General features: G+C 68.7%; 22 protein-coding genes. 13 read left to right on the forward strand and 9 right to left on the reverse strand.

Features of this window, described 5'->3' with window-relative positions:
• Positions 1–34 precede the first annotated feature (34 nt).
• Entirely contained in the window at positions 35–1,723 is a 1,689-nt protein-coding gene (locus AB4Z01_RS08630) for a L,D-transpeptidase family protein (protein ID WP_441692442.1), read from the reverse strand.
• 196 nt (positions 1,724–1,919) lie between these two features.
• Between AB4Z01_RS08630 and AB4Z01_RS08635 the strand changes: the two genes are divergently transcribed.
• On the forward strand, positions 1,920–3,782 hold the full coding sequence (locus AB4Z01_RS08635) for an ABCB family ABC transporter ATP-binding protein/permease (RefSeq protein ID WP_441692443.1): 1,863 nt from the start codon (positions 1,920–1,922) through the stop codon (positions 3,780–3,782).
• Here AB4Z01_RS08635 and AB4Z01_RS08640 read toward each other — a convergent pair.
• On the reverse strand, positions 3,727–4,641 hold the full coding sequence (locus AB4Z01_RS08640; protein ID WP_441692444.1) for a phytanoyl-CoA dioxygenase family protein: 915 nt from the start codon (positions 4,639–4,641) through the stop codon (positions 3,727–3,729). The genes AB4Z01_RS08635 and AB4Z01_RS08640 overlap by 56 nt on opposite strands.
• Positions 4,642–4,709: 68 nt before the next feature.
• Between AB4Z01_RS08640 and AB4Z01_RS08645 the strand changes: the two genes are divergently transcribed.
• Positions 4,710–5,510, forward strand: a complete 801-nt coding sequence (locus AB4Z01_RS08645; protein ID WP_441692445.1) for an IclR family transcriptional regulator — start codon at positions 4,710–4,712, stop codon at positions 5,508–5,510.
• Between the two features lie 9 nt (positions 5,511–5,519).
• Here AB4Z01_RS08645 and AB4Z01_RS08650 read toward each other — a convergent pair whose 3' ends face one another.
• Positions 5,520–5,834: a metalloregulator ArsR/SmtB family transcription factor gene (locus tag AB4Z01_RS08650; protein ID WP_441692446.1), complete on the reverse strand. Its 315-nt coding sequence runs from the start codon at positions 5,832–5,834 to the stop codon at positions 5,520–5,522.
• Positions 5,835–5,967: 133 nt separating this feature from the next.
• Here AB4Z01_RS08650 and AB4Z01_RS08655 point away from each other — a divergent pair, with 133 nt between their 5' ends.
• From AB4Z01_RS08655 to AB4Z01_RS08695, 9 genes are all read left to right on the forward strand, one after another.
• Positions 5,968–6,885, forward strand: coding sequence for a fatty acid desaturase (locus AB4Z01_RS08655; protein WP_441692447.1), 918 nt, complete (start codon positions 5,968–5,970; stop codon positions 6,883–6,885).
• A 21-nt stretch (positions 6,886–6,906) separates the two neighbouring features.
• On the forward strand, positions 6,907–7,344 hold the full coding sequence (locus tag AB4Z01_RS08660) for a hypothetical protein (protein WP_441692448.1): 438 nt from the start codon (positions 6,907–6,909) through the stop codon (positions 7,342–7,344).
• Between the two features lie 31 nt (positions 7,345–7,375).
• Positions 7,376–8,377 carry a methylmalonyl Co-A mutase-associated GTPase MeaB gene (gene meaB / locus AB4Z01_RS08665; protein ID WP_441692449.1) on the forward strand — a complete coding sequence of 334 codons (1,002 nt, stop codon included), beginning with the start codon at positions 7,376–7,378 and terminating at the stop codon, positions 8,375–8,377.
• A gap of 60 nt (positions 8,378–8,437) precedes the next feature.
• Positions 8,438–8,890 carry an OmpA family protein gene (locus AB4Z01_RS08670; protein WP_441692450.1) on the forward strand — a complete coding sequence of 151 codons (453 nt, stop codon included), beginning with the start codon at positions 8,438–8,440 and terminating at the stop codon, positions 8,888–8,890.
• 119 nt (positions 8,891–9,009) lie between these two features.
• Positions 9,010–9,480 carry an OmpA family protein gene (locus AB4Z01_RS08675; RefSeq protein ID WP_441692451.1) on the forward strand — a complete coding sequence of 157 codons (471 nt, stop codon included), beginning with the start codon at positions 9,010–9,012 and terminating at the stop codon, positions 9,478–9,480.
• 308 nt (positions 9,481–9,788) lie between these two features.
• Positions 9,789–11,165, forward strand: a complete 1,377-nt coding sequence (locus AB4Z01_RS08680) for an FAD-containing oxidoreductase (protein ID WP_441692452.1) — start codon at positions 9,789–9,791, stop codon at positions 11,163–11,165.
• Entirely contained in the window at positions 11,162–11,440 is a 279-nt protein-coding gene (locus AB4Z01_RS08685; protein WP_441692453.1) for an acyl carrier protein, read from the forward strand. Before AB4Z01_RS08680 ends, AB4Z01_RS08685 begins: the two co-directional genes overlap by 4 nt.
• A 120-nt stretch (positions 11,441–11,560) precedes the next feature.
• Entirely contained in the window at positions 11,561–13,360 is a 1,800-nt protein-coding gene (locus AB4Z01_RS08690) for a hypothetical protein (RefSeq protein ID WP_441692454.1), read from the forward strand.
• A gap of 130 nt (positions 13,361–13,490) precedes the next feature.
• Complete coding sequence (locus AB4Z01_RS08695; protein ID WP_441692455.1) at positions 13,491–14,045, forward strand: thioredoxin family protein; 555 nt, start codon at positions 13,491–13,493, stop codon at positions 14,043–14,045.
• A gap of 67 nt (positions 14,046–14,112) precedes the next feature.
• On the opposite strand, the gene AB4Z01_RS08700 is transcribed toward AB4Z01_RS08695, so the two are convergent.
• Positions 14,113–14,991 (reverse strand): NmrA/HSCARG family protein, encoded by an 879-nt coding sequence (locus AB4Z01_RS08700; protein WP_441692456.1) that lies wholly within the window; start codon positions 14,989–14,991, stop codon positions 14,113–14,115.
• Between the two features lie 99 nt (positions 14,992–15,090).
• Between AB4Z01_RS08700 and AB4Z01_RS08705 the strand changes: the two genes are divergently transcribed.
• The gene (locus AB4Z01_RS08705) at positions 15,091–15,999 is read left to right on the forward strand and encodes a LysR family transcriptional regulator (protein WP_441692457.1); all 909 of its coding nucleotides are present in this window, start codon (positions 15,091–15,093) and stop codon (positions 15,997–15,999) included.
• Here the strand turns inward: AB4Z01_RS08705 and AB4Z01_RS08710 are convergent.
• The 3 genes from AB4Z01_RS08710 to AB4Z01_RS08720 all read right to left on the reverse strand — a co-directional run bounded on the left by AB4Z01_RS08710 (position 15,996) and on the right by AB4Z01_RS08720 (position 18,010).
• A complete protein-coding gene (locus AB4Z01_RS08710; protein ID WP_441692458.1) occupies positions 15,996–16,349 on the reverse strand; it encodes an ArsC family reductase in 354 nt (117 codons plus the stop codon). The genes AB4Z01_RS08705 and AB4Z01_RS08710 overlap by 4 nt on opposite strands.
• A 94-nt stretch (positions 16,350–16,443) precedes the next feature.
• Complete coding sequence (locus tag AB4Z01_RS08715; protein ID WP_441692460.1) at positions 16,444–17,040, reverse strand: 2-hydroxychromene-2-carboxylate isomerase; 597 nt, start codon at positions 17,038–17,040, stop codon at positions 16,444–16,446.
• Positions 17,041–17,092: 52 nt separating this feature from the next.
• Positions 17,093–18,010: an RNA polymerase sigma factor gene (locus tag AB4Z01_RS08720; RefSeq protein ID WP_441692461.1), complete on the reverse strand. Its 918-nt coding sequence runs from the start codon at positions 18,008–18,010 to the stop codon at positions 17,093–17,095.
• Between the two features lie 158 nt (positions 18,011–18,168).
• Between AB4Z01_RS08720 and AB4Z01_RS08725 the strand changes: the two genes are divergently transcribed.
• Positions 18,169–18,666, forward strand: coding sequence for a GFA family protein (locus AB4Z01_RS08725; protein WP_441692462.1), 498 nt, complete (start codon positions 18,169–18,171; stop codon positions 18,664–18,666).
• A 349-nt stretch (positions 18,667–19,015) separates the two neighbouring features.
• On the opposite strand, the gene AB4Z01_RS08730 is transcribed toward AB4Z01_RS08725, so the two are convergent.
• Entirely contained in the window at positions 19,016–20,446 is a 1,431-nt protein-coding gene (locus AB4Z01_RS08730; RefSeq protein ID WP_441692463.1) for a DUF6880 family protein, read from the reverse strand.
• 90 nt (positions 20,447–20,536) lie between these two features.
• The coding region (locus tag AB4Z01_RS08735) for an MFS transporter (protein WP_441692465.1) at positions 20,537–21,195 on the reverse strand (659 nt) is incomplete at its 5' end.

The raw sequence follows: 21,195 nt of genomic DNA on the forward strand, positions 1-21,195 counted from the left end.
CCCTTTGGAGCAACGTCAGAATCGTACGATGATTTCAGCGTGAAGATGCGAGTTGTTCGCGCCGGGTTTCACGGGCCTGGAGCGCTGCGATGACCTTGGCGTCGATGCCGTAGATGTCGTCGCGGAACGCCACCTCGCCGCTCCGATCGATCCAGGCGGTCTGGTAGACGAGGTAGAGCGGCATCGGAGCCGGCAGGTTGATCCGAGTCGTCGGGGTCCAGCTGCCCATCACCCGCTCCCGCCGCGCCGGCGACCAGTCGGACGATCCGTCGAGCAGATAGTCGGCCAGCCAGATCGGATCCTGCAGCCGCACGCAGCCATGAGACAGGGCGCGGTTGGCGCGCTGGAAGTAGCTCTTCGACGGCGTGTCGTGGAGATAGACGCTCCAGTTGTTCGCCATCATGAACTTGACCTTGCCGAGGGCGTTGCCCGGCCCCGGATCCTGCCGGATGCGCAGCGACCGCATGGTGCCGGCGCCGACGCCGTTCCAATCGACGTAACCGGCGCCCATCTCGCGCGAGCCGCCGCCCCAGCCGGAGAACAGCCGGTAGTTGCGGCTGGCGAGGTAGCCCGGATTGTTGCGCAGCTTCGGCAGGTACTCCTTGGCGGCGATCGAGGGCGGTATGGTCCAGGTCGGGTTGAACTCGAGATAGGTCAGCGCGCTGTTGAACAGCGGCGTCTGGTTCTTGGGCTGGCCGACCACGACGTCCATGGTCCGCACCAGCTGGCCGTCGGCGACGATGTCCATGGTGAAGCCGGCGATGTTGACCATCAGGTAGTCGGGGCCGAGGTCGTCCGGCAGCCAGCGCAGCCGCTCCATGCTGGCGACGATCTGGTTCATCCGCTCCGGCCCCTGCCGGTTCAGCATGGCCAGGGTGGCTCGGCCGAGGATGCCGTCCGGCTTCAGCCCGTGCTTGGTCTGGAACTGCTCGACCGCGGCCACCAGCTGCGGGTCGTACAGGTGGCTCCGGTCCGCGGGATCGCCGACCAGCTCGCCGGTGGCGGCCAGGCGGGCGCGCAGCACCGGCACCCGGTCGCTCTCCTCACCCGGGCGCACACTGTTGCCCGCCGGGATGGTCGGCCAGCCGGCCTCGGCCAGCGTCTCAAAGCCGCTCAACGAGCCTTTCAGCTGCTGGTATAGCGCATGCTTCGGCGCCAGATCGGCCAGGAACCGGTCGGGATCGGGCAGCATCGACACGGCGGTGGCCAGGGCCGCCCGGTCGACCGGCTTCGGCGTGATGTCGAAGGTCGGGTCGACCTCGCGCGGCACCAGCCGGCCGGAATGCACGTCGACGCCATAGCGCATCACCGCGGCGCTGAGCAGAATCTCGGTCGCGACGACGTCGTCGGCATCGGCGGAGCGGATCAACTCCTCCAGTGCCTCGACATAATAGTCGGCCGGGACCAGACCTTYGTCGCGCGCCTTGGCCAGGCGCGCCAGGACCGGCCCGACGCGCGGATCGAGCCGCCCATCCATGTCGATCCACAGCGGGAACCAGCCGCGGCCGGCATAGAGGTCGCGCACCTCGCGCGCCTTCAGCACCACGCCGCCGACGGTGATCGTGTCGCCGTCGCCGATCACCGCCTCGATGGCGGCGCGCGGGTCGGACAGGGAAGCGGTATCGAGCGACGCGGCCGCCGGCGTCAACCCGGCCTGTGCCGCAGCCGGCAAAGCCGCCGCGCCGAGCAGCAGGGACAAAAGCGGGACAACGAAGCGTCGCATCAATGGATCTCCAGCAATCTTCAGATACGTAGCGCGGTATGGGCCGCAGAGGAGTCCTTTTGGCGTGAAGCGATCGTGAAAGTCACACAGCGTTGTTTTGATGCAACATATGCGTACAGTTTTACCGATGCGGATCGGGATCGGCGAAGCGGCTTTACCCTTCCCGCCCGCGGGCCGCCCGCTTAGGGTACGCACCATGAACGCCGCCACGCCCCCTTCCGTCCTCGACGCCGCCAAGGGTCGTCATCCCTTGCGCTCGCTCGCCCCCTATCTCTGGCCGGTCGGTCAGCTGGAGATGCGGGCGCGGGTGGTGCTGGCGGTGGTGCTGCTGATCGCGGCCAAGGTCGCCAGCGTCTACACCCCGATCTTCTACAAGGGCGCGATCGACGCCCTGTCGGTGAAGGGTGGGCTGCCGCTGATCCTGCCGGTCGGCATGATCCTGGCCTATGGCACGGCCCGGGTGCTGAGCCTGGCCTTCGGCGAGCTGCGCGACGCGATCTTCGCCAAGGTGGCCCAGCGCGCCATCCGCCGCACCGGCCTGGCCACCTTCCAGCACCTGCACGCCCTGTCGCTGCGCTTCCACCTGGACCGCCAGACCGGCGGCCTGTCGCGGGCGATCGAGCGGGGCAATGCGGCGATCGACACGCTGCTGCGCTTCATGCTGTTCAACATCCTGCCGACGCTGGTCGAGATCCTGTTCGTCGTCGCCGTGCTGTGGTGGATCCTCGACCTGTGGTTCGCGCTGGTGACGCTGGCCACCGTCGCCCTCTACCTCGCCTTCACCCTGTGGGTGACGGAATGGCGGACCAAATATCGCCGGCAGATGAACGAGACCGACCAGGAGGCCAACACCAAGGCGATCGACAGCCTGCTGAACTTCGAGACGGTCAAGTATTTCGGCAACGAGGGCCATGAGGCGCGGCGCTACGAGGCGTCGCTGATCCGCTACGAGCGGGCCGCGGTGCGCAGCCAGGTGTCGCTGTCGCTGCTGAACATCGGCCAGGCCGCAATCATCGCCATCGGCCTGACCGCGGTGATGTGGATGGCCGCGGCCGGCATCGTCGACGGCCGGCTGACGGTCGGCGACTTCGTGCTGGCCAACACCTATCTGATCCAGCTGTACCTGCCGCTGAACTTCTTCGGCTTCGTCTATCGCGAGGTGAAGCAGGCGCTGGTCGACATCGAGAAGATGTTCTCGCTGCTCGGCGTGCCGCAGGAGGTGACGGACGCGCCCGGCGCCCAGCCGCTCCAGGTCCAGGGCGGCACGGTCAGCTTCACCGATGTCGAGTTCGGCTACGACCCGCGCCGGACGATCCTGAAGGGCGTCACCTTCAGCGTGCCGGCCGGGCACACCGTCGCCATCGTCGGCCCGACCGGGGCCGGCAAATCGACCATCAGCCGCCTGCTGTTCCGCTTCTACGACATCACCGCCGGGTCGGTGCGGATCGACGGCCAGGACATCCGCGACATCACCCAATCCAGCCTGCGCGCCGCCATCGGCATCGTCCCGCAGGACACGGTGCTGTTCAACGACACCATCCGCTACAACATCGCCTATGGCCGGCCGGGGGCGAGCGACGAGGAGGTCGAGGCCGCCGCCCGGATGGCGCGCATCCATGACTTCGTGCTGCGCCTGCCCGACGGCTACGAGACCAAGGTCGGCGAGCGCGGGCTGAAGCTGTCGGGCGGCGAGAAGCAGCGCGTGGCGATCGCCCGCACCATCCTGAAGGACCCGGCAATCCTGCTGTTCGACGAGGCGACCTCGGCGCTCGACACCAACACCGAGCGCGAGATCCAGGCCAATCTGCGCGAGGTCAGCCGCGGCAAGACCACGCTGGTGATCGCGCACCGCCTGTCGACCGTGATCGACGCCGACGAGATCATCGTCCTGGCCGACGGCCGTATCGCCGAGCGCGGCAGCCACGCCCAGCTGCTGGCCGAGGACGGCCGCTATGCCGAGATGTGGCGCCGGCAGCAGGAGGCAGCCGAGCGCGGCGAGCTGGTCACGCCGGACCGGCCGAACCGCGACCCGGAGATGGTCGAAGCCGTGGTGTCGTGACGATGACCGCCGACCCGGCCTTACCCAGTCGCGAGGCGGCTGGCGGGCGGGCGGTGCCGCGCATCAGGATCTGCTGGTGGGTGCCGGTGACCTGGGCGTGGAAGGCCAGCGCGGCCTCGGACAGGTCGGAATCCGGCCGCTGCTCCGGCTCGAAATTGTGGAACTCGTCGACGCCGCGGACCAGGGTCGCGGCGTCATGGGTGCCGACGACCTGGCGCACATGGGTGGGCAGGTAGCGGATGGCGAAGCCGATGCGGCGCTTGCCCGACGGGTTCGGGTCCGAGCCGTGGATCAGCCGGACATGATGCAGCGACATCTCGCCGGGCTGCAGTTCGAGCATCCGCGCCTTCGCCTCGTCGACCTCGACCGCGATCTCCTGGCCGCGTGACAGCAGGTTGTTGGCGGCGAAGGTGTCGCGATGCGGCACCTGGTCCAGCAGATGGCTGTCCGGGATCACCCGCATCGCGCCGTTCTCGGCCGTGCTCTCGGACAGCGCCACCCAGGCGGTGACGATGTCGGCCGGGTCGAGGCCCCAATAGGTCGAATCCTGGTGCCAGGAGACGAAGCCGGGATCGCGCGGCTCCTTGATGAAGAAGCTCGAGCCCCAGACCAGGATGTTCGGGCCGATGATATCCTCGACCGCGTCGAGGATGGCGGGGTGGCGGATCAGCCGGTCCAGCCAGGTGAACAGCAGATGGCTCTTGTGGCGCATCGGCMCCTTCAACGTCCCGTGCACGCCCTCATGCGCTTCGAGATGGCGGCGGATCTGCGTCGCTTCTTCGGCCGGCATCACCCGGATCGGCGCGACATAGCCGTGCGTGCGGTAATGCTCCACCGCGGCCGGGGACAGCATCTTCATGGCGGCTCCTCCGACGTCGGGCATCTTTGCGATGTTCCAGTTTTATTAATGCAGTTATGATTTCAAATATGGAAAACCATACGAGATGGGATGTCAACGCCGACGACCGGGACGGCGCCAAGCCGGGCGCCCCGGCGCTGGAGAAGGGGCTGGACCTGCTGGAGGCGCTGGCGGCCGAGCCCGGCGGCATCAACCAGAAGTCCCTGGCGGCCCGGGTCGGCCGGTCGGTCGGCGAGATCTTCCGCATGCTCGGCGTGCTGGAGCGCCGCGGCTATGTCGCCCGCGACCCGAAGACCGGCGAGTACCGGCTGACGCTGCGGCTGTTCCAGCTCGGCACCCAGCATCCGCCGACCCGCCGGCTGCAGCAGGCGGCGCTGCCGATCATGGAAGGCCTCGCCGCCCAGGTCGGGCTGGCCTGCCATCTCAGCATGGCCAGCGGCGAACATTTCCTGATCCTGGCCCAGGCCGAGCCGGACCGGCCGATGGGCTGGACCGTGAAGCTCGGTGCGGTCTTCCCGTTGTCGATGCACCTGGTCTCCGCCCGCATCCTGACCGCCTTCCAGCGCGACCCGCGGCGCGGTGAGATGGTGCGGATCATGGCGCAGCGGGACGAACTGCCGGTCGAAGACATCCTGGCGCGGCTGGAGGGCATCGCCGCGGCGGGCCATGACATGGCGCCGAGCGAGACGGCACCGGGCCTGACCGACATGAGCGCGCCGGTGCTCGACCCTTCGGGGCTGGCGGTCGCCGCGCTGACCCTGCCCTTCCTGCCGCAGCGGGGGAACACGATCTCCCCGGCGGACGCCCTGGCGGCACTTCAGGACGCCGCCGCCCGCATCTCGGAGCAGATCGGCGGAGCGGCCGGCTGAGGCGCCGTTTCAGCCTTCTTGCCTGGCCTTGGCCAGCCGCGCGCTTTCCCGCTTCAGCGGGCGGCTGACCGGGCAGACCTCCTGGACAAAGCCGTTCAGCGTGTTGGCCAGGTTGTCCTGCAGCAGCCGGTAATAGACGTACTGACCGCGCTTCTCGCCGGCGATCAGCCCCGCGGCCTCGAGCACGCTGAGATGTTGCGAGATCGACGGCTTCGACATCTCGAAGCGCGATGCGATCTCGCCCGCGCTCAGCTCGGCATGGGCGAGATAGGCCAGGATCTTCCGGCGGGGGGCCGAGGCCAGGGCTTCGAAGACACGCTGCATGAGTCATCCTGCCGGCCAGGCCGGCGCAGTATTTAGGCAGTTAACTAACCATTGACAGATTGGTCGCCATACAGTTAGGTAAATACCTAAATACAGAACCTCAGCGCACGGTGCAACCCTGCTGGAGGATCCAATGGCCTGCGTCTCCACCACCCGGATGATCGCCGATGCCGACAGCAGCGCCGTGCACGGCCGGGTGGAATGGGCGCCGGCCCGGTCGCTGTGGACCGGCGGCATGACCGCCGCGGCACTCGGCCTCGCCCCCTTTGCCACCAGTTGGAGCGCGGTGGGGCTGTTCGTCGCCACCACCGCCGTCACCATCTGCGCCGGCCATTCCGTCGGCATGCACCGACTGCTGATCCATCGCAGCTTCGCGGCACCGCTGTGGCTGGAGCATCTGCTGGTCACTCTCGGCACGCTGGTCGGCATGGCCGGGCCGATCGGTATGATGCGGCTTCACGACACCCGCGACTGGGCGCAGCGCCAGGCGGAATGCCACGACCTGCACGCCCATCGCGCCGGGATGCTGCGCGACGCCTGGTGGCAGATGCATTGCCGGCTGGTGCTCGACCGCCCGCCCCGCTTCGCGCCGGAGCAGCGGGTGCTGCAGGATCGCTTCTACCGGATCCTGGAGCGCAGCTGGATGTTGCAGCAGCTGCCCTGGGCCGTCCTATTCTGGAGCATCGGCGGCCTGCCCTGGCTGGTCTGGGGCGTGCCGATGCGGGTGGCGGTGTCGCTGACCGGGCACTGGCTGGTCGGACACTTCGCCCATCGTAACGGCGACCAGGGCTGGCGGGTCGAGGGCGTGGCGGTGCAGGGCTTCAACATCCGCTACTGCAGCCTGGTCACCTTCGGCGAGTCCTGGCACGGCAACCACCATGCCTTCCCGGACTCAGCCCGCCTCGGCGTCGAGCCGGGCCAGGCCGACCCCGGCTGGTGGCTGCTGCGCGGGCTGGAGCGGCTCGGCCTGGTCCGCGACCTGAAGCAGCCCGCCGACCTGCCGCCACGGCTGGGATTGCGGCGGGTGCAGCCGCAGCCGGTCGCGGGCTGATCTCGACAACAGGAGGGGGCCATGCCGTTTGCCTGGATCACGGCCATTCTTCTCGGCGCATTGGTGCCGGCCGCGATCTCTTCGGCAGCGGTGCAGATGATCGTGATGTTGCCCGTCGCATTCGTTTTCGCGCTTGGCCATGCACTCATCTTGGGCCTGCCGATCGCGCTTATCTATCGCGCGAAGCGCTGGCAATGGCCCGGCCTCGCCGTCGCGACGGGGTTCCTCATAGGGGTGATCCCGATCGGTATCTTCACCTGGCCGGTCAGGCGTTCGCCAGGCTCTACGGCATGGGCCAATGGCGTCCTCGTCAGCGTCGATGGCATCCCCACCCTGGTCGGTTGGCTGGATTTCCTCCGCTTCCTGGGTATGTTCGGAGCTCTCGGCGCCTCCGGGGCGCTGGCCTTCTGGCTGACCCTGCGCTGGACCGGCGCCCTCGATGAGCCGTCCTCCGAATAGGCATGCCCGGCCAAATCGCCTAGCCTTCCAGATGCAGAATCAATGCGAGGGATTGCGGGTGACGGCGGAGACGGTCGAGGGCATGGCGGCGCGGATCCGGGGCGGCGATCGCCGGGCCCTGGCCCGCGCCATCACCCTGGTCGAATCCCGCCGCGCCGACCACCGCGAGCGCGCCGAGGCGCTGCTGGAGGCTCTGGCCCCCGCCGCCGGCGGCGCCGTGCGGATCGGCATCTCCGGCCCGCCCGGCGTCGGCAAGTCGACCTTCATCGAGGCCTTCGGCCTGCACCTGACCGGCCGGGGCCACCGCGTCGCGGTGCTGGCGGTCGACCCGTCGTCGCAGCGCTCCGGCGGCTCGATCCTGGGCGACAAGACGCGGATGGAGCTGCTGACCCGCGACCCCGCCGCCTTCATCCGCCCCTCCCCGGCCGGCTCCACTTTGGGCGGGGTTGCGCGGCGCACCCGCGAGACCCTGCTGCTGTGCGAGGCCGCCGGCTACGACGTGATGATCGTCGAGACCGTCGGCGTCGGCCAGTCCGAGACCGCGGTGGCGCAGATGGTCGACGTCTTCGTGCTGCTGCTGCTGCCCGGCGCCGGCGACGAGCTGCAGGGCATCAAGCGCGGTATCGTCGAGGTCGCCGACATCCTGGTGGTGAACAAGGCCGACGGCGACCGGAAGGGCGCCGCCAACCATGCCGCCGCCGAATATCGCCACGCTTTGGCGCTGCTGCGCGGGACCGGCGGCTGGACCCCGCCGGTGCTGCAATGCTCGGCGCTGGAGAATCGCGGCATCGACACTGTCTGGGACACCATCGAGTCTTTTCGCGCGCAGATGGGCGACGCCCTGGCCGAACGCCGCGCCGAGCAGGCCCGGTCCTGGCTGTGGCGCGAGCTCGGCGACGGCCTGCTGGACGCGCTGCGCGGCCATCCTTCGGTGGCCAGGGCCCTGCCGGCGCTGGAAGCCGAGGTCGCCGCCGGCCGCCTGCTGCCGACCGCCGCGGCGCGCCGGCTGCTGGAGCGGTTTCTCGGGGGCTGACCGCAAGCCAGCGATTGACACCTGGTCTGATCGCTTTCAGGCTTTCCCAGAGGGAAGCCGATGTGGAACTCGACCGCAATTGCGCTGGCATGCATCGCGCTCGCCAGTTGCTCAAATCATATCAGACCTGATCCTGCAAAGCAGGATCTACAGGTCGAAGACATTAATGTGTTTATAGAGGCCAATAGGCTGGTGTTCTTCGAGACCGGAAGCGCTCGGCTGGATCGAGAATCGGAGCAAATTGTGAGGGGGGCCGCCGCCGAGCTGCACTGTCGAAAAACAGGCCCGATCGAGATCACCGGCAACACGGACCGATTCGGTTCGCAGGCCGGTAATCAACGCCTATCGATACGGCGGGCTGAAGCGGTCCGCGACGCGCTGATTGCCTATGGAGTTCGCAAAGACTTGCTTGTGGTTCGCGGGGTCGGCGAAACAGGACCCACTCGTGCCCACGGCCGATGGGGTCCGCGAACGACAGAATCGTTGGGTCCTGATCCACGACACCGCGCCTGAAATCTGCCCCGATCCAGCACGATAGGTCGACTGGCACCGGGCGGGTTCCTCGGGCCGAGACCGGCGCCGCCGATTGACACCGTATCGGGCTCTTTTCACTGTCGCGCAGCGGGGAAACAATGCGGCATTCAATTGCGATAGCACTGATCTGCGCCGGGCTCTCCGGCTGTGGACAGGCCGATAAGCCCGATCCCTTCAACCAGAACCTGAAACCCGGGGAAGTCATCACCATTGTTGACAACTCGCTGGTGTTCTTCGATTCCGGCAGCGCTCAGTTGAATCGCGAGACCATAAAGATACTGGATGCATCGGATCCAGTCGGATGGTTCAAGGGTATCGATCGCGTCGACCTCATCGGGCACGCTGATCGCACGGGATCGGCTGCTGACAATCTAAGACTCTCGCTCCGCCGTGCCGAGGCTGTCCGAGATGCCTTGATCGCCCGGGGCGCGTCGGAATCCCTGTTCGTCGTGCGCGGCGTTGGCGAAGACGATCCCCTGGTGCCGACCGCGGACGGGATCGCAGAACCGCAGAATCGCTTCGTCGAAATCCATCCTGGATCTCTCAAGCAGGATTCTGCCCATCAGTAGCCCACGGCCGGGGCCCGGTTGCCCGGGCCCCGGTTCTCCGCAGATGTCAGGCCTTCTTGGTCGTCAGGCCAACCGAAGAAGGCGCACCGGCTTTCGGCTTTTCCGGTGCGCTTTTCTTCGGCTTCTTGGCTTCCTTGGACTTGCGCACTTGACCCTTGGCCATGGCAATGCCTCCTTCGCTCGTGGACCCGCACATCATAGCGAAACGCCACGGTTCGTCGTAAAAATTCAATCGGGACCCGACGAAGCGAGACCGGTCACCGGCCGCCGGATGCGCTATCCTTCTCCCCGGCAACAGGGAGGCGGCGATGACCAGCTATGACGCCATCATCATCGGCACGGGCCAGGCCGGACCGGCGCTGGCGGACCGGCTGAGCCGGGCCGGGCAGCGCGTCGCGGTGGTCGAGCGCGCGCGCTTCGGCGGCACCTGCGTCAACACCGGCTGCATCCCGACCAAGACCATGGTCGCCAGCGCCTATGCCGCCCGGATGGCGCAGCGCGCCGCCGAATTCGGCGTCGTCCTGCCCGGCCCGCCGCGGGTCGACATGAAGCAGGTCAAGGCGCGCAAGGACGCCGTCTCCGGCCAGTCGCGGGTCGGGGTCGAGGGCTGGGTGCGCGGGATGGCGAACTGCACCGTGATCCAGGGCCATGCCCGGCTGACCGGGCCGCGCAGCGTCCAGGTCGGCGACGAGACCCTGACTGCCGAACGGATCTTCCTGAATGTCGGCGGCCGGGCCACGGTGCCGCCGATGCCGGGGATCAAGGATGTGCCGTACCTGACCAACAGCACGATGATGGATCTCGACACGCTGCCGGAGCATCTGGTGATCGTCGGCGGCTCCTATATCGGGCTGGAGTTCGGCCAGATGTTCCGCCGCTTCGGCTCCCAGGTGACGGTGATCGAGATGGGCCCCCGGCTGATCGGCCGCGAGGATGAGGACGTCTCCGATGCGGTCGCCGGCTTCCTGGAGAAGGAGGGCGTCGCCATCCGCACCAACGCCACATGCCTGAGCGTGGCGCGGCAGGGCGACGGCGTGGCGGTGACGGTCGACTGCACCGCCGGCGCGCCGGTGGTCACCGGGTCGCACCTGCTGCTGGCGGTCGGGCGCCGGCCGAACACCCACGATCTGGGGCTGGAGGCCGCCGGCGTGGCCACCGATGAGAAGGGCTACATCACCGTCGACGACACGCTGCAGACCAACGTGCCGGGGATCTGGGCGCTGGGCGACTGCAATGGCCGCGGCGCTTTCACCCACACCGCCTACAACGACTTCGAGATCGTCGCCGCCAACCTGCTGGACGGCGACAAGCGCCGCGTCAGCGACCGGATCACCGCCTACGCCCTCTACACGGACCCGCCGCTCGGCCGCGCCGGCATGACCGAGGCGGAGGCGCGCCGCTCCGGCCGCCGCATCCTGGTCGCCAAACGGCCGATGACCCGGGTCGGCCGCGCCGTCGAGAAGGGTGAGACCGATGGCTTCATGAAAGTCGTGGTCGACGCCGAGACCCGGCAGATCCTGGGCGCGGCCATCCTCGGCACCGGCGGCGACGAGGTGGTGCACGGCCTCTTGGACCTGATGTACGCCAAGGCGCCCTACGATGTGCTGCAGCGGTCGATGCCGATCCACCCCACGGTGTCCGAGCTGCTGCCGACCCTGCTGGGGTCGCTGGAGCCGGCGTCATGAGCGGGCGCGACCGGGCCGAGGCCGAGGTGCTGCGGGTGCTGGGCACCGCGGCGCCGGCGGGCCGCACCGTCACGCCGGACGACCGGCTGCTGGAGGATCTCGGCCTCGCCCCCGCCGACGTCACGCGGCTGGCCTGGGACATCGAGCAGGCGCTCGGCGTCGATCTCCCGCGCGACGACTTGGCCTCCGTGTTCACCGTCCGCGCGCTGATCGACCTGGTCGACCAGCATTACGACCCGCTGACGGCCGAGCCGAAGCATGGCTGGCATATGTGACCGGCGCCGGTCACGACTACGACTATTGGATGAGTGCACTGCAGCGTCGGACCGGCTCTCCGGCGTTGCGAGATCGGTAGGCACATATCAAGCTGACACAGCTGCTGGAGACCCCCGCTCATGACTCCCCAGCGCCGGCTGACCGTCATCGTCTCGCTCGACGTCGCCGGCTTCACACGGTTGGTGCAGGAGAATGAGCGCGCCACGCTGGCGGCGCTGGCGTCGATCCGCCGTGAACTTCTGGGCGCGACACTGCGGGCCCGGCATGGTCATGTATTCAAGTCCATGGGCGACGGTGTTCTGATCGAGTTCCCGAACATCGAGGACGCCGTGTGCTGGACGGTCGAGTTCCAGGAGGCGATGGCGGTCCGCACCGCGCGGCGACCGCAGCGGCCGATCCTGGTGCGCGCCGGCATCGCACTCGCCGACGTCTTCATCGAAGGTGAGGATCGCTTCGGCGCGGCCGTCGCCTTCGTCGTCCGCCTGCAGCAGGCGGCACCGCCGGGCGGGATCGCCATCACCCATTCCGTGCGCTGGCAGTTGGGCAAGTCATTGTCGGCGCCGTTCGTCCGGATCATGAAAACGCTGAAAGACATGGAAGAACCGATGGAGGTGTGGATCTGGGCGCCTCCCGGGACAGAGATCGAGCGGGCCACGGCAGACGCAGCGGCGGAGGACGACGAGGATGAGCTGCCGTCGATCGTCGTCCTGCCGTTCGACAATCTGTCGGACGATCCCGCGGCTTCCGTCCTGGCCAACGGCGCCGTGGAAGAGATCACGGCCACGCTCTCCCGCATCCGCGACTTCACCGTGATCGCCCGCCATTCGGCCGAGGCGTATCGAGCCACGGGACGGCCTGCCGATCCTCGCGAAATTGCGCGGACGCTCGAGGTCCGCTACCTGCTGGAAGGCAGCGTGCGGAAATCGGGAAACCGGGTGCGGATCACGGCCCAGTTGATCGATGCCGCCAGTGCGCTGCATCTGTGGTCCGGGCGCTTCGACGGCACGGTCGAGGAGATTTTCGACCTGCAGGACCGAATCGCCGAGGGCGTCGCCGGCGCGCTGCACCCTTCGATCCGGGCGGCGGAGATCGCGCTGGCGCTGAGCAAGCGGCCCGACAGCCTGGCGGCCTACGATCTGATGCTGCGGTCCCTGCCGCATCTCTGGGCGCATCGGAAGCCGGAGAATGCCGAGGCGATCCGGCTGCTGCGGGAGGCGCTGCGGCTCGATCCGGAGTACAGCCGTGCCGCCGCACTGGCCGCCTGGGCGCATGGCCAGCAGGTCACCTACAACTGGGCCGCGGATTATGCGGCCGAACGGGCCGCCGGCGATCTCCTGATCAAGCAGGCTTCGGAGGGGTCCCAGGACGACGCGACGGCGCTGAGCGCCCTGGCCACGGCGACGATGTTGCTGTTCGGCGACATCGGCCGGGCCGAGCAGTTCGTCGATCGGGCGCTGGCGCTGGACCCGAACCATGCCTGGGCCTGGACCCGCCGCGGTTTCCTGCACGTCTATCGCGGCAATCCCGCCGCGGGGCGGCCCTGCTTCGAACGGGCGATGCGCCTCAGCCCGCTCGACCCGTTCAGCTTCAACTGCTTCATCGGCCTGGGCCTGGCCGCCTTCGCCGAGGGCCGCCCCGACGAAGCGGTCGGCTGGACCCGCAAGGCGCTGCATCAGAAGCCGGCGGCGACCTGGATGTTCCGCGACCTCGCCGCCTTCCTGGCCCATGCCGGGCAGATCGAGCCTGCCCGTGCGGCGCTGGCGCAGTTCACGGCCTCCCGGCCCGGGATCGCCGTCTCGACCGTGGCCGACGCCCTGCATTATTTCGAGCCGGATCTGCTGCGCCGCTATCTCGACGGCCTGAGCCGCGCCGGCTTGCCCTCCGAACCAGCGACACCAGCTGACCCCGAACCTGCGTGAGGCCCGGATCTGTGAGGGCAAGGACCGCGACGTCCAGGACCGGCACTGGGACCAGTTGGATCTCCGCTTGGCGCCGAAGGCCGGGTTGCGGGTAGACTGAGGACACGGACCTCGAAGCGAAGGACGCGCCATGGCCACCACGCCCCCGCCCCTTGCCCTCGACCTGCCGGCCCCCGGCTTCAGCCTGCCCGGCACCGACGGCCGGACCTATTCGCTGGACGACGTCGCCGGGCCGCGCGGCACGGTGATCGTCTTCATCTGCAACCACTGCCCCTATGTGAAGGCGGTGATCGACCGCTTGGTGGACGACGCCATGTCGCTGCTGGCCGAGGGCATCGGCTTCGCCGCGATCTGCTCGAACGATGCCGCCGCCTATCCGGAGGACGGCTTCGAGCAGATGAAGGCCTTCGACGAGGCGCACGACCTGCCCTTCCCCTATCTGCACGACGAGGACCAGTCCGTGGCCCGGGCCTATGGCGCGGTCTGCACCCCGGACTTCTTCGGTTATGACGGGCGCCGGCAGCTGAAATATCGCGGCCGGCTGGACGAAGGCCGCACCGGCCCGCTCCCGCCGCATGCGCGGCGCGAGCTGGTCGAGGCGATGATCCGGATCGCCGAGACCGGCCAGGCCCCCGCCGACCAGGTGCCGTCGATGGGCTGCTCGATCAAGTGGAAGGCCGGCTGAGCCGCGGCGCTGTCACCCGCGGCTCAGGCCGTCACGCCGCTGCGTGGCTCGCGATGGCGATGAGCGTCTACGACGCCCGGTCGAGCACGCTCCAGTCGAACCCGCGCGCCCAGTCGGCGAAGCTGTGCCAGCCGACCTCGGGGAAATCCCGCCGCAGCGCCGCGATATCGGCGGAATAGCCGGCCCGGTCGAACCATTCGAACATCAGCGCCAGATCTTCGCTCTGCTCGCGCATCGCGGCGATCGGGAGCGCCTGATAGGCGATCGGGCGGCCGATGGCCTGCGACAGGATCGTCGCCTGGTCCTCGCCCGTCAGCTCGTCCCCGGCGATGTCGATGCGCCGGCCGAACACCTGCTCGCGCCGCTCCGCCAGGACAGCGGCGAAGGTGCCGATATCGGCCACGGCCACCAGCTGGAGGGCGCGTTTGGGCGACATGGCGAAGGCGTGCACCCCCTGGCGCAGCCCGGCGATCCCCCAGGGCGCGACGGCGTTCTCCATGAAGCCGACCGGCGCGCTGACGGTGTACGGGATGCCGAGCCCGGCGATATGCCGCTCGACCCGAACCTTGCTCTCGAAATGCGGGATGCCGGTGTTCTTGTCCGCGTTGCCGACCGACGAATAGATCAGATGCCCGATTCCGGCCGCCTTGGCCGCATCGGCGGCGATGATGCCCTGGCGGGTCTCCTCCTCCGGCCCGGCCTCGTAGCTGTTGCCCATCAGGAACATCGTGTCGACGCCCTGGGCAGCCTGCCGCACCGAGGCGGCGTCGCCGAGATCGCCGGCCCGGATCTCGGCGCCGGCCGAGGCCAGCCGCCGCGCGGCTTCGCTGGCCGGCTTGCGGGTCAGCGCCGTGACGCGATGGCCCCGGGCCAGCAATGCGGCGGCAACCGCGCCTCCCTGCTGGCCGGTCGCGCCGGTGACCAGGACATGTCGCTTGGTGCTCATGGGTTGGCTCCTTCGTTTCCCAACGGAGCAGAATTGGGGCCTCCCCTATCGGTCCATAATGAAGGATAATCGGGAAACGCTGTCCCATCCTCACATACAATGCTCGATCTCAACGACGTCCAGGTCTTCGCCCGCGTGGTCGAGGCCGGCAGCTTCACCGCCGCCGCACGTCTGCTCGGCATGCCCAAGACCACGGTCAGCCGCCGCATCGCTGCGCTCGAGCGCGAGGTCGGGGTGCGGCTGCTGCAGCGGACGACGCGCAGCCTCAGCCTGACGGATGCCGGGCGGCTCTATTACGAGCAGGGCAGCCGGGCGCTGCGGCTGATCGATGAAGCGAATCTGCGGCTGGCGGAAGCGCGCACGGAGCCCTCGGGGACGATCCGGATCTCGGCGCCGGTCGGCTTTGGCGCTCACTTCCTGACCGCCACGGTGTTCGACTTCCTGGCCGCTCATCCGAAGACCAGGGTCGAGCTGCGCCTCACCGACGACAGGCTGAACCTGGTCGAGAACGGCATCGATCTCGCCTTTCGGACCGGGGTGCTGCCGGATTCCACGCTGATCGCCCGCAGGCTCGGCTCGACCCACCGGATCCTGTGCGCCAGCCCGGACTATCTCGAACGCTGCGGCGTGCCGGCGATGCCGGCGGATCTCGCCCGCCATGACTGCGTCATCGCCGGCCCGTCGGCCGCGGGCGCCGCCTGGGTGCTGGAGGGGCCGGAGGGCCGCGAGACGGTCGCGGTGTCGGGGCGCTTCGCCGCGAACGAGATGCAGGCGGTGTTCGCCGGCGCGGTCGCCGGCTACGGCATCGCCCAGCTGCCGTTCGGCATTGCCCGGACCGCGGTCGCGGACGGCCGGCTGCGCCGCGTCCTGCCCGAGCACGAGATGCCGGCCAGCGGCCTTCACGCCGTCTATCCGAGCGGCCAGCACCTCTCGCCCCTGGTCCGGGCCTTCATCGAGCTTGTGGCCGCGCGGGTGAACGCGTCCGGAGGCCGGATCGGCGGGCCCTAGCCGAATGCAGCCTGGTATTGCTCCGGCTTGAAGCCCACCAGCAGTTTGCCGCCGATGTCGAGCACCGGCCGCTTGATCATCGAGGGCTGGTCGAGCATCAGCGCGATCGCCCCGGCCTCGCTCAGCCCCTCGCGGGCGGCGTCCGGCAGCTTGCGGAAGGTGGTGCCGGCGCGGTTCAGCAGCACCTCCCAGCCGGCCTGCCGCGCCCAGCCCTCGAGCGTAGCGCGGTCGATCCCCGCCGCCTTGTAGTCGTGGAAGTCATAGGCGACGCCGCGCTGGTCGAGCCAGGCCCGTGCCTTCTTCATCGTGTCGCAGTTCTTGATGCCGTAGATCGTGACCGCCTTCGCCATGCTTCCGCTCGTTCGTCCGTCGTGACGGTCCGACCATAGGGGGAGCGGGCGCAGCCGTCACCCGCGCAGCGGCCAGCGGCGGGGAGTCGTCGCCTCAGGCCGCCCGCAGTGCCTCGGCAACGAAATCGAAGCGGTCATTGCCGAAGAACATCTCGTCGCCGACGAAGATCGTGGGCGAGCCGAAGACGCCACGCTCGGCCGCCTCGGCGATGTTCGCCGCCAGCTTGCCGGCATAGTCCTCGGATCCGGCGCGCTCCAGCAGACTGGCGCCGTCCCAGCCGGCCCGGTCCAGCACTGCGACCAGATCCGGCCGTCGGCCGAGATCGATGCCGTCGGCCCATATCGCGGCATAGACCGCCTCGACATAGTCGGCACCCCTGTCCTCGTCGATCGCGACCAGCGCGCCACGGTCCAGCAGGGCGAAATCGATGCTCTCGAAATGAGGTGTCGGGGCGAAGGCCACGCCATAGCTGCGGGCCCAGCGCCGCAGATCGGCGATGGCATAGGCGAATTTGTTGCGGCATTCGAGCGTGGTCGGGCGGTTGCCGACCCGCTGCATCAGCTCGACCAGGCTGAAGGGCCGGTAGCGGATCGTCGCGTCATGCTCCGCCGCCAGCCGCGGCAGGACGGTGCTGGCGAGATAGGAGTACGGGCTGAGGAGGTCGAAATAGAAGTCGATCCGAGGGGACATCGAAGCGCTCTCCTGCTGTGGCCGGCCACGGCCGGCGGTGGTTGCGCTTCCATTACGGCCGCCACGGCCGGCAGGATACGGAGGCTGCGGCCGGCAGCAGCCACGGGCATTTGAAATAGTCGGCGATGCGATCGATCCGCCCGTCCGTCGCGCCGATGCGGACCACCGAGGCCGGCTCCCACTCCCCCGCGGCATCTCGATTCAGCACGATCACCACCGGCTCTCCGTCCAGCTCGCCCGGCGCCATGCGCCACGGGACGGAGCCGCGCTCGTACTCGACGAAGTAAGGCGAATCCGCCAGACGACCGGCGAAGCAGGAGGCCACGCGCAGCCGCGCATCCGCGCTGGTCAGGGCGCGAACCCCGTCCCAGTCCTGCCGGTTGAACCGCTCGACATAGAGGCGCAGCAGCTCCGCCATCCCTGGGACTGCGGCCGGCGGCGGCACGGGGGTCTCCGGCAGCGCCGCCAGCTTGGCCCGGCCGCGGCTGAGCGCAGCCTTCACGCCGCCGACGGTGGAATCGACCAGCTCCGCAATCTCCTCGAGCGAATGGTCGAACACATCCTTCAGCAGCACGCAGGCCCGCTCCTTGGGCGGGAGATGCAGCACCAGCCGCTCGACCGCCCGTCCCAGGCCAAGGCCCGGCGGATCGACAGGCAGCACGATGTCCGGCTCGGCGGCAGCCGCCTCCGCATCCTGCCGCACCCCGCGTCGGCGCAGGAAGTCGATGCACCGGTTGTGCGCGATCCGGAACAGCCAGGGGCCGAGCGGCCGACTGTCGTCGTAGCGGTCCAGCCGGCGATACGCGTCGAACAGCGCCTCCTGCACCACGTCCTCGCCGTCGAGCACCGAGCCGGTCATCCGCGCGCAATAGCGATGCAGCCGCGGGCGCAGATGCGTCACGGTCTCCAGGAAGGCGGCGTAGCGCGTGTCGAAGAGGCCGAGCCGGTCGAGATCCGAGGTGAAATCCATGAAGCCGCCATCCGGATATGAGGGGGTGGATGCCGTCATTACGCAGCCCGACACCGCCAGGATACGCCGGTGCGATGGTCCGGTGACCCGGAATAGCTGACACTCGGTGACAGGTGAGGCCCTGTATTCTCCCCGGGATGCAACAGACGAGGCCGAGAATGAGCAAGACGGTCGAAAAGGTCCGGAAAACACCGGCGGAGGTGGCGGAGGGGCGCTGCCTGTGCGGCCGGGTGCGGATCGAGATCGGGGTTCCGGCGCGCTGGGCCTGGCACGATCACTCCAGGGACAGCCGGTTGGCGCATGGCGCCGCCTATGCCACGTATGTCGGGTGCTGGCGCAGCCGGGTCCGCATCGTCAAGGGCGAGGCCGCCCTCGCCCGCTTCACCGAGGAGGACACCGGGCGCACCCGCAGCTTCTGCCGTCATTGCGGCACGCCGGTGCTGTATGAGCGGCCGCACGCGGCGCAGATGGTGAACATCCCGCGCGCCCTGTTCGAGACCCGCACCGGCCGCGAGCCGCTGTACCATATCGCCATCGAGCAGGCGCGGGAATGGACGTACCGGGGCGAGAAGCTGCGGCCGCTGAAGGGCTTTCCCGGCGTGGTGTGGACCGGGCCGAAGAAGACAAAGCGGCCGCTGATGGACGAGGAGTTCTAATACCCGCAGCTTCTGAGATCAGCCCTCCGTCCCCTTCCCCGTCATGGCGAGGAGCGCAGCGACGTGGCCATCCAGAGGCCGGTGCCGCTGGGATCGCCACGCCCCTTCGGGGCTCGCCATGACGGGTCAAAGTCTTGGGCCGTAGGTGTAATCCGCCATACGCGCCGGAACGGCGCCGCAGGCATCAAACCAATCTCTCCTCGCCTCCGAGCACGACCAGCCGCTCGATGAACTTCCGACTGGTCTCGTGCGCAGCCCGGATCGCGGCGAGGCGTCGATCGAAATCGCTCTCGGCTTGGCCACCGATCACCGCCTCAGCGGCTCTGCTCCTCGATCTCGGCGCGGCGCCTCACCCCAGCAGCTTCATGAAGTTCCGCTTGCGATGGAAGCGAACCTTGAGCGCCGAAACATAAGCCGCCTGCTCGGCCGCGCTTCGCAGCGCGGCCATGCGGGCGACGAGCTGAGCCGCCTCCTCGTAAGCCGGGTTGCCGCCGCCCTCGGCGAGCTGCTCGACACGTTCGGCATGGACTTCGATCGCCTCGCGCGGATGCGTCGCCTCGCTCGCGCGGGCAAGCTTCTCCTTCACTCCGGTCGAAGCTCCGTGCCGGCGCAGGGTCGCCCAAGCCCTGTCGAACATCTCCTCCCGTATGAGAATGCGGACGAGAAGATCGGCAGGCGAATGCCACTGCGTGCGCATCTCGCTCGCCCCCCGAGTGTCGAGGAATGTCAGCACCCGATCGCGGGCCTCCTCCCCTCCGATTTCGCGGATTCGCGCGTAGAGTTCGAGGCTCGGCGCCTTCCTGAAGGCCCGCCACAGATGCTCCTCCGCCTCGCCTTTCCGGCCCGCTTTCGAGAGGAGGTCGACGGCCAGGGAAACGAGCCGCTCGTCGGGGCGGTCGTCTTCGAACAGCCAGAGGCCTTCTTCGGCGTGGCGGAGAGCGTCGTCTGCGAGGTCTTGCGAGAGGCAGAATTGGGCGAGTTGCAGATAAGCCCATGTCGACGACAGATCCTTGGCGCGCAGGGCGATGCGGGCCGCCACGTCGCCATCGCGCTCGGCGAAGAAATCGATGATGGCCTTCAGCCGGTGGTAATCGCCGGAGAATTGGCTTTCCTGCTGTCGCGCACCCTGCCGCGGGGGCAGCCTCTCCCACGCCTCCGACGCCAATCGGCGATATTCGCCCAAGCCGGTTTCGCCGAGCAGGTCGGCATAGCGCCGAGCCGCGTCGGCGAACGTATCGAACTCGCTCTCCATCTCGCGGGCGAAGAGATCGCGCGCCAGCTGGACCGGCTCGGGCCGCGCCGCCTGGGCGGCCGCGAGATGGATGTCGGCCACGCGATGCAGCAATGCGTCACGGTGACCGTGGGAATCGTCTAGGGTCTCGAAGGTCTCTTCGATCCGGTCGACGACCCGTTCAACGAGCCTGAGCGCGATGCCGGCGCGTCCCGACGGCACGAGATCGGCGACGGCGTCGAGCGCCGCGTCCACGCCGGCGGCCCAGTCTGGGGCTTCCCGGTACCCGATATAGACCTCGCTATCGGTCGCGATATCGATCGCTTGACTCAGGCGGGCCTCGACCGTCTCGTCGTCGCCCTGCGCAGCGGCCGCGGCCACATCCAGCCGGCGGAACAGCGCCGGATCATCGCCGGCCAGATCGACGATCATGTCGACCAGGACATCGACGCCCTTCGCCTTCAGGTGATCGCGGATGCGCGCGAGCGCGCCGGCCGCCTCCGTCCCACCGTCCGGGGCGTCGATAGCGAATCGGGGCTCGGTCTTCATAGCGGCCACAACACCTCATCCATCAGGATCGACTGCAAGGCTTCATCGAGCCGCGATTCGACGCGAGGCACAAGGGCTGCGGCGGACGACCTAAGCCGCCGGGCGCACCGAAACAGCGACGACTGCCGGCCTGTCGTCGATCGGGAAATGCAGCAGCGCCGCCACCAGCCCGGCGATCGCGGTGGCGATCCAGACCAGGGAATAGGAGCCGGTGACGTCGAACACGAAGCCGCCGGCCCAGGCGCCGAGGAACGAGCCGATCTGGTGGCTGAGGAAGCAGACGCCGAACAGCGTGCCGAGATGGCGCGTGCCGAACACCTTGGCCACCAGCCCGCTGGTCAGCGGCACGGTGCCCAGCCAGGTCAGCCCCATCACCGCGGCGAAAACCACGACCGAGGCTTCACTTTTTGGCGCCAGGAAGAAGGCAGCGATGGCGGCGCCGCGGATCAGGTACAGCCAGCCCAGCACCTGCTGCTGGCGGAACCGCCCGCCGAGCCAGCCGCAGCCCCAGCTGCCGACCATGTTGAACAGCCCGACCAGCGCCAGCGCGGTGGCGCCGCGCCCCGCCGGCATGTGGCACAGCAGCAGGTAGTTCGGCAGATGCGTGCCGATGAAGGCGAGCTGGAAGCCGCAGGTGAAGAAGCCGAGGGTCAACAGGCGATAGCCGCGGTGGCCCAGCGCCTGCGCCACCGCCGCCCGCAGCGGCATCGCCGGCTCGGCCTGGGCCGGCGCGCTCCGGCCCTGGCGGT

Source organism: Inquilinus sp. YAF38 (assembly GCF_052113205.1).
GTDB lineage: Bacteria > Pseudomonadota > Alphaproteobacteria > DSM-16000 > Inquilinaceae > Inquilinus.

What these genes read in the sequence shown, in the direction of transcription:
- AB4Z01_RS08650 (WP_441692446.1), bottom strand. Translation starts at nt 5,834, where the DNA reads ATGCAGCGTGTCTTCGAAGCCCTGGCCTCGGCCCCCCGCCGGAAGATC.
- AB4Z01_RS08730 (WP_441692463.1), bottom strand. Translation starts at nt 20,446, where the DNA reads ATGAAGACCGAGCCCCGATTCGCTATCGACGCCCCGGACGGTGGGACG.
- AB4Z01_RS08720 (WP_441692461.1), bottom strand. Translation starts at nt 18,010, where the DNA reads ATGGATTTCACCTCGGATCTCGACCGGCTCGGCCTCTTCGACACGCGC.
- AB4Z01_RS08660 (WP_441692448.1), top strand. Translation starts at nt 6,907, where the DNA reads ATGCCGTTTGCCTGGATCACGGCCATTCTTCTCGGCGCATTGGTGCCG.
- AB4Z01_RS08700 (WP_441692456.1), bottom strand. Translation starts at nt 14,991, where the DNA reads ATGAGCACCAAGCGACATGTCCTGGTCACCGGCGCGACCGGCCAGCAG.
- AB4Z01_RS08635 (WP_441692443.1), top strand. Translation starts at nt 1,920, where the DNA reads ATGAACGCCGCCACGCCCCCTTCCGTCCTCGACGCCGCCAAGGGTCGT.
- AB4Z01_RS08655 (WP_441692447.1), top strand. Translation starts at nt 5,968, where the DNA reads ATGGCCTGCGTCTCCACCACCCGGATGATCGCCGATGCCGACAGCAGC.
- AB4Z01_RS08705 (WP_441692457.1), top strand. Translation starts at nt 15,091, where the DNA reads ATGCTCGATCTCAACGACGTCCAGGTCTTCGCCCGCGTGGTCGAGGCC.
- AB4Z01_RS08710 (WP_441692458.1), bottom strand. Translation starts at nt 16,349, where the DNA reads ATGGCGAAGGCGGTCACGATCTACGGCATCAAGAACTGCGACACGATG.
- AB4Z01_RS08680 (WP_441692452.1), top strand. Translation starts at nt 9,789, where the DNA reads ATGACCAGCTATGACGCCATCATCATCGGCACGGGCCAGGCCGGACCG.
- AB4Z01_RS08715 (WP_441692460.1), bottom strand. Translation starts at nt 17,040, where the DNA reads ATGTCCCCTCGGATCGACTTCTATTTCGACCTCCTCAGCCCGTACTCC.
- AB4Z01_RS08725 (WP_441692462.1), top strand. Translation starts at nt 18,169, where the DNA reads ATGAGCAAGACGGTCGAAAAGGTCCGGAAAACACCGGCGGAGGTGGCG.
- AB4Z01_RS08675 (WP_441692451.1), top strand. Translation starts at nt 9,010, where the DNA reads ATGCGGCATTCAATTGCGATAGCACTGATCTGCGCCGGGCTCTCCGGC.
- meaB (WP_441692449.1), top strand. Translation starts at nt 7,376, where the DNA reads ATGCAGAATCAATGCGAGGGATTGCGGGTGACGGCGGAGACGGTCGAG.
- AB4Z01_RS08695 (WP_441692455.1), top strand. Translation starts at nt 13,491, where the DNA reads ATGGCCACCACGCCCCCGCCCCTTGCCCTCGACCTGCCGGCCCCCGGC.
- AB4Z01_RS08685 (WP_441692453.1), top strand. Translation starts at nt 11,162, where the DNA reads ATGAGCGGGCGCGACCGGGCCGAGGCCGAGGTGCTGCGGGTGCTGGGC.
- AB4Z01_RS08645 (WP_441692445.1), top strand. Translation starts at nt 4,710, where the DNA reads ATGGAAAACCATACGAGATGGGATGTCAACGCCGACGACCGGGACGGC.
- AB4Z01_RS08690 (WP_441692454.1), top strand. Translation starts at nt 11,561, where the DNA reads ATGACTCCCCAGCGCCGGCTGACCGTCATCGTCTCGCTCGACGTCGCC.
- AB4Z01_RS08670 (WP_441692450.1), top strand. Translation starts at nt 8,438, where the DNA reads ATGTGGAACTCGACCGCAATTGCGCTGGCATGCATCGCGCTCGCCAGT.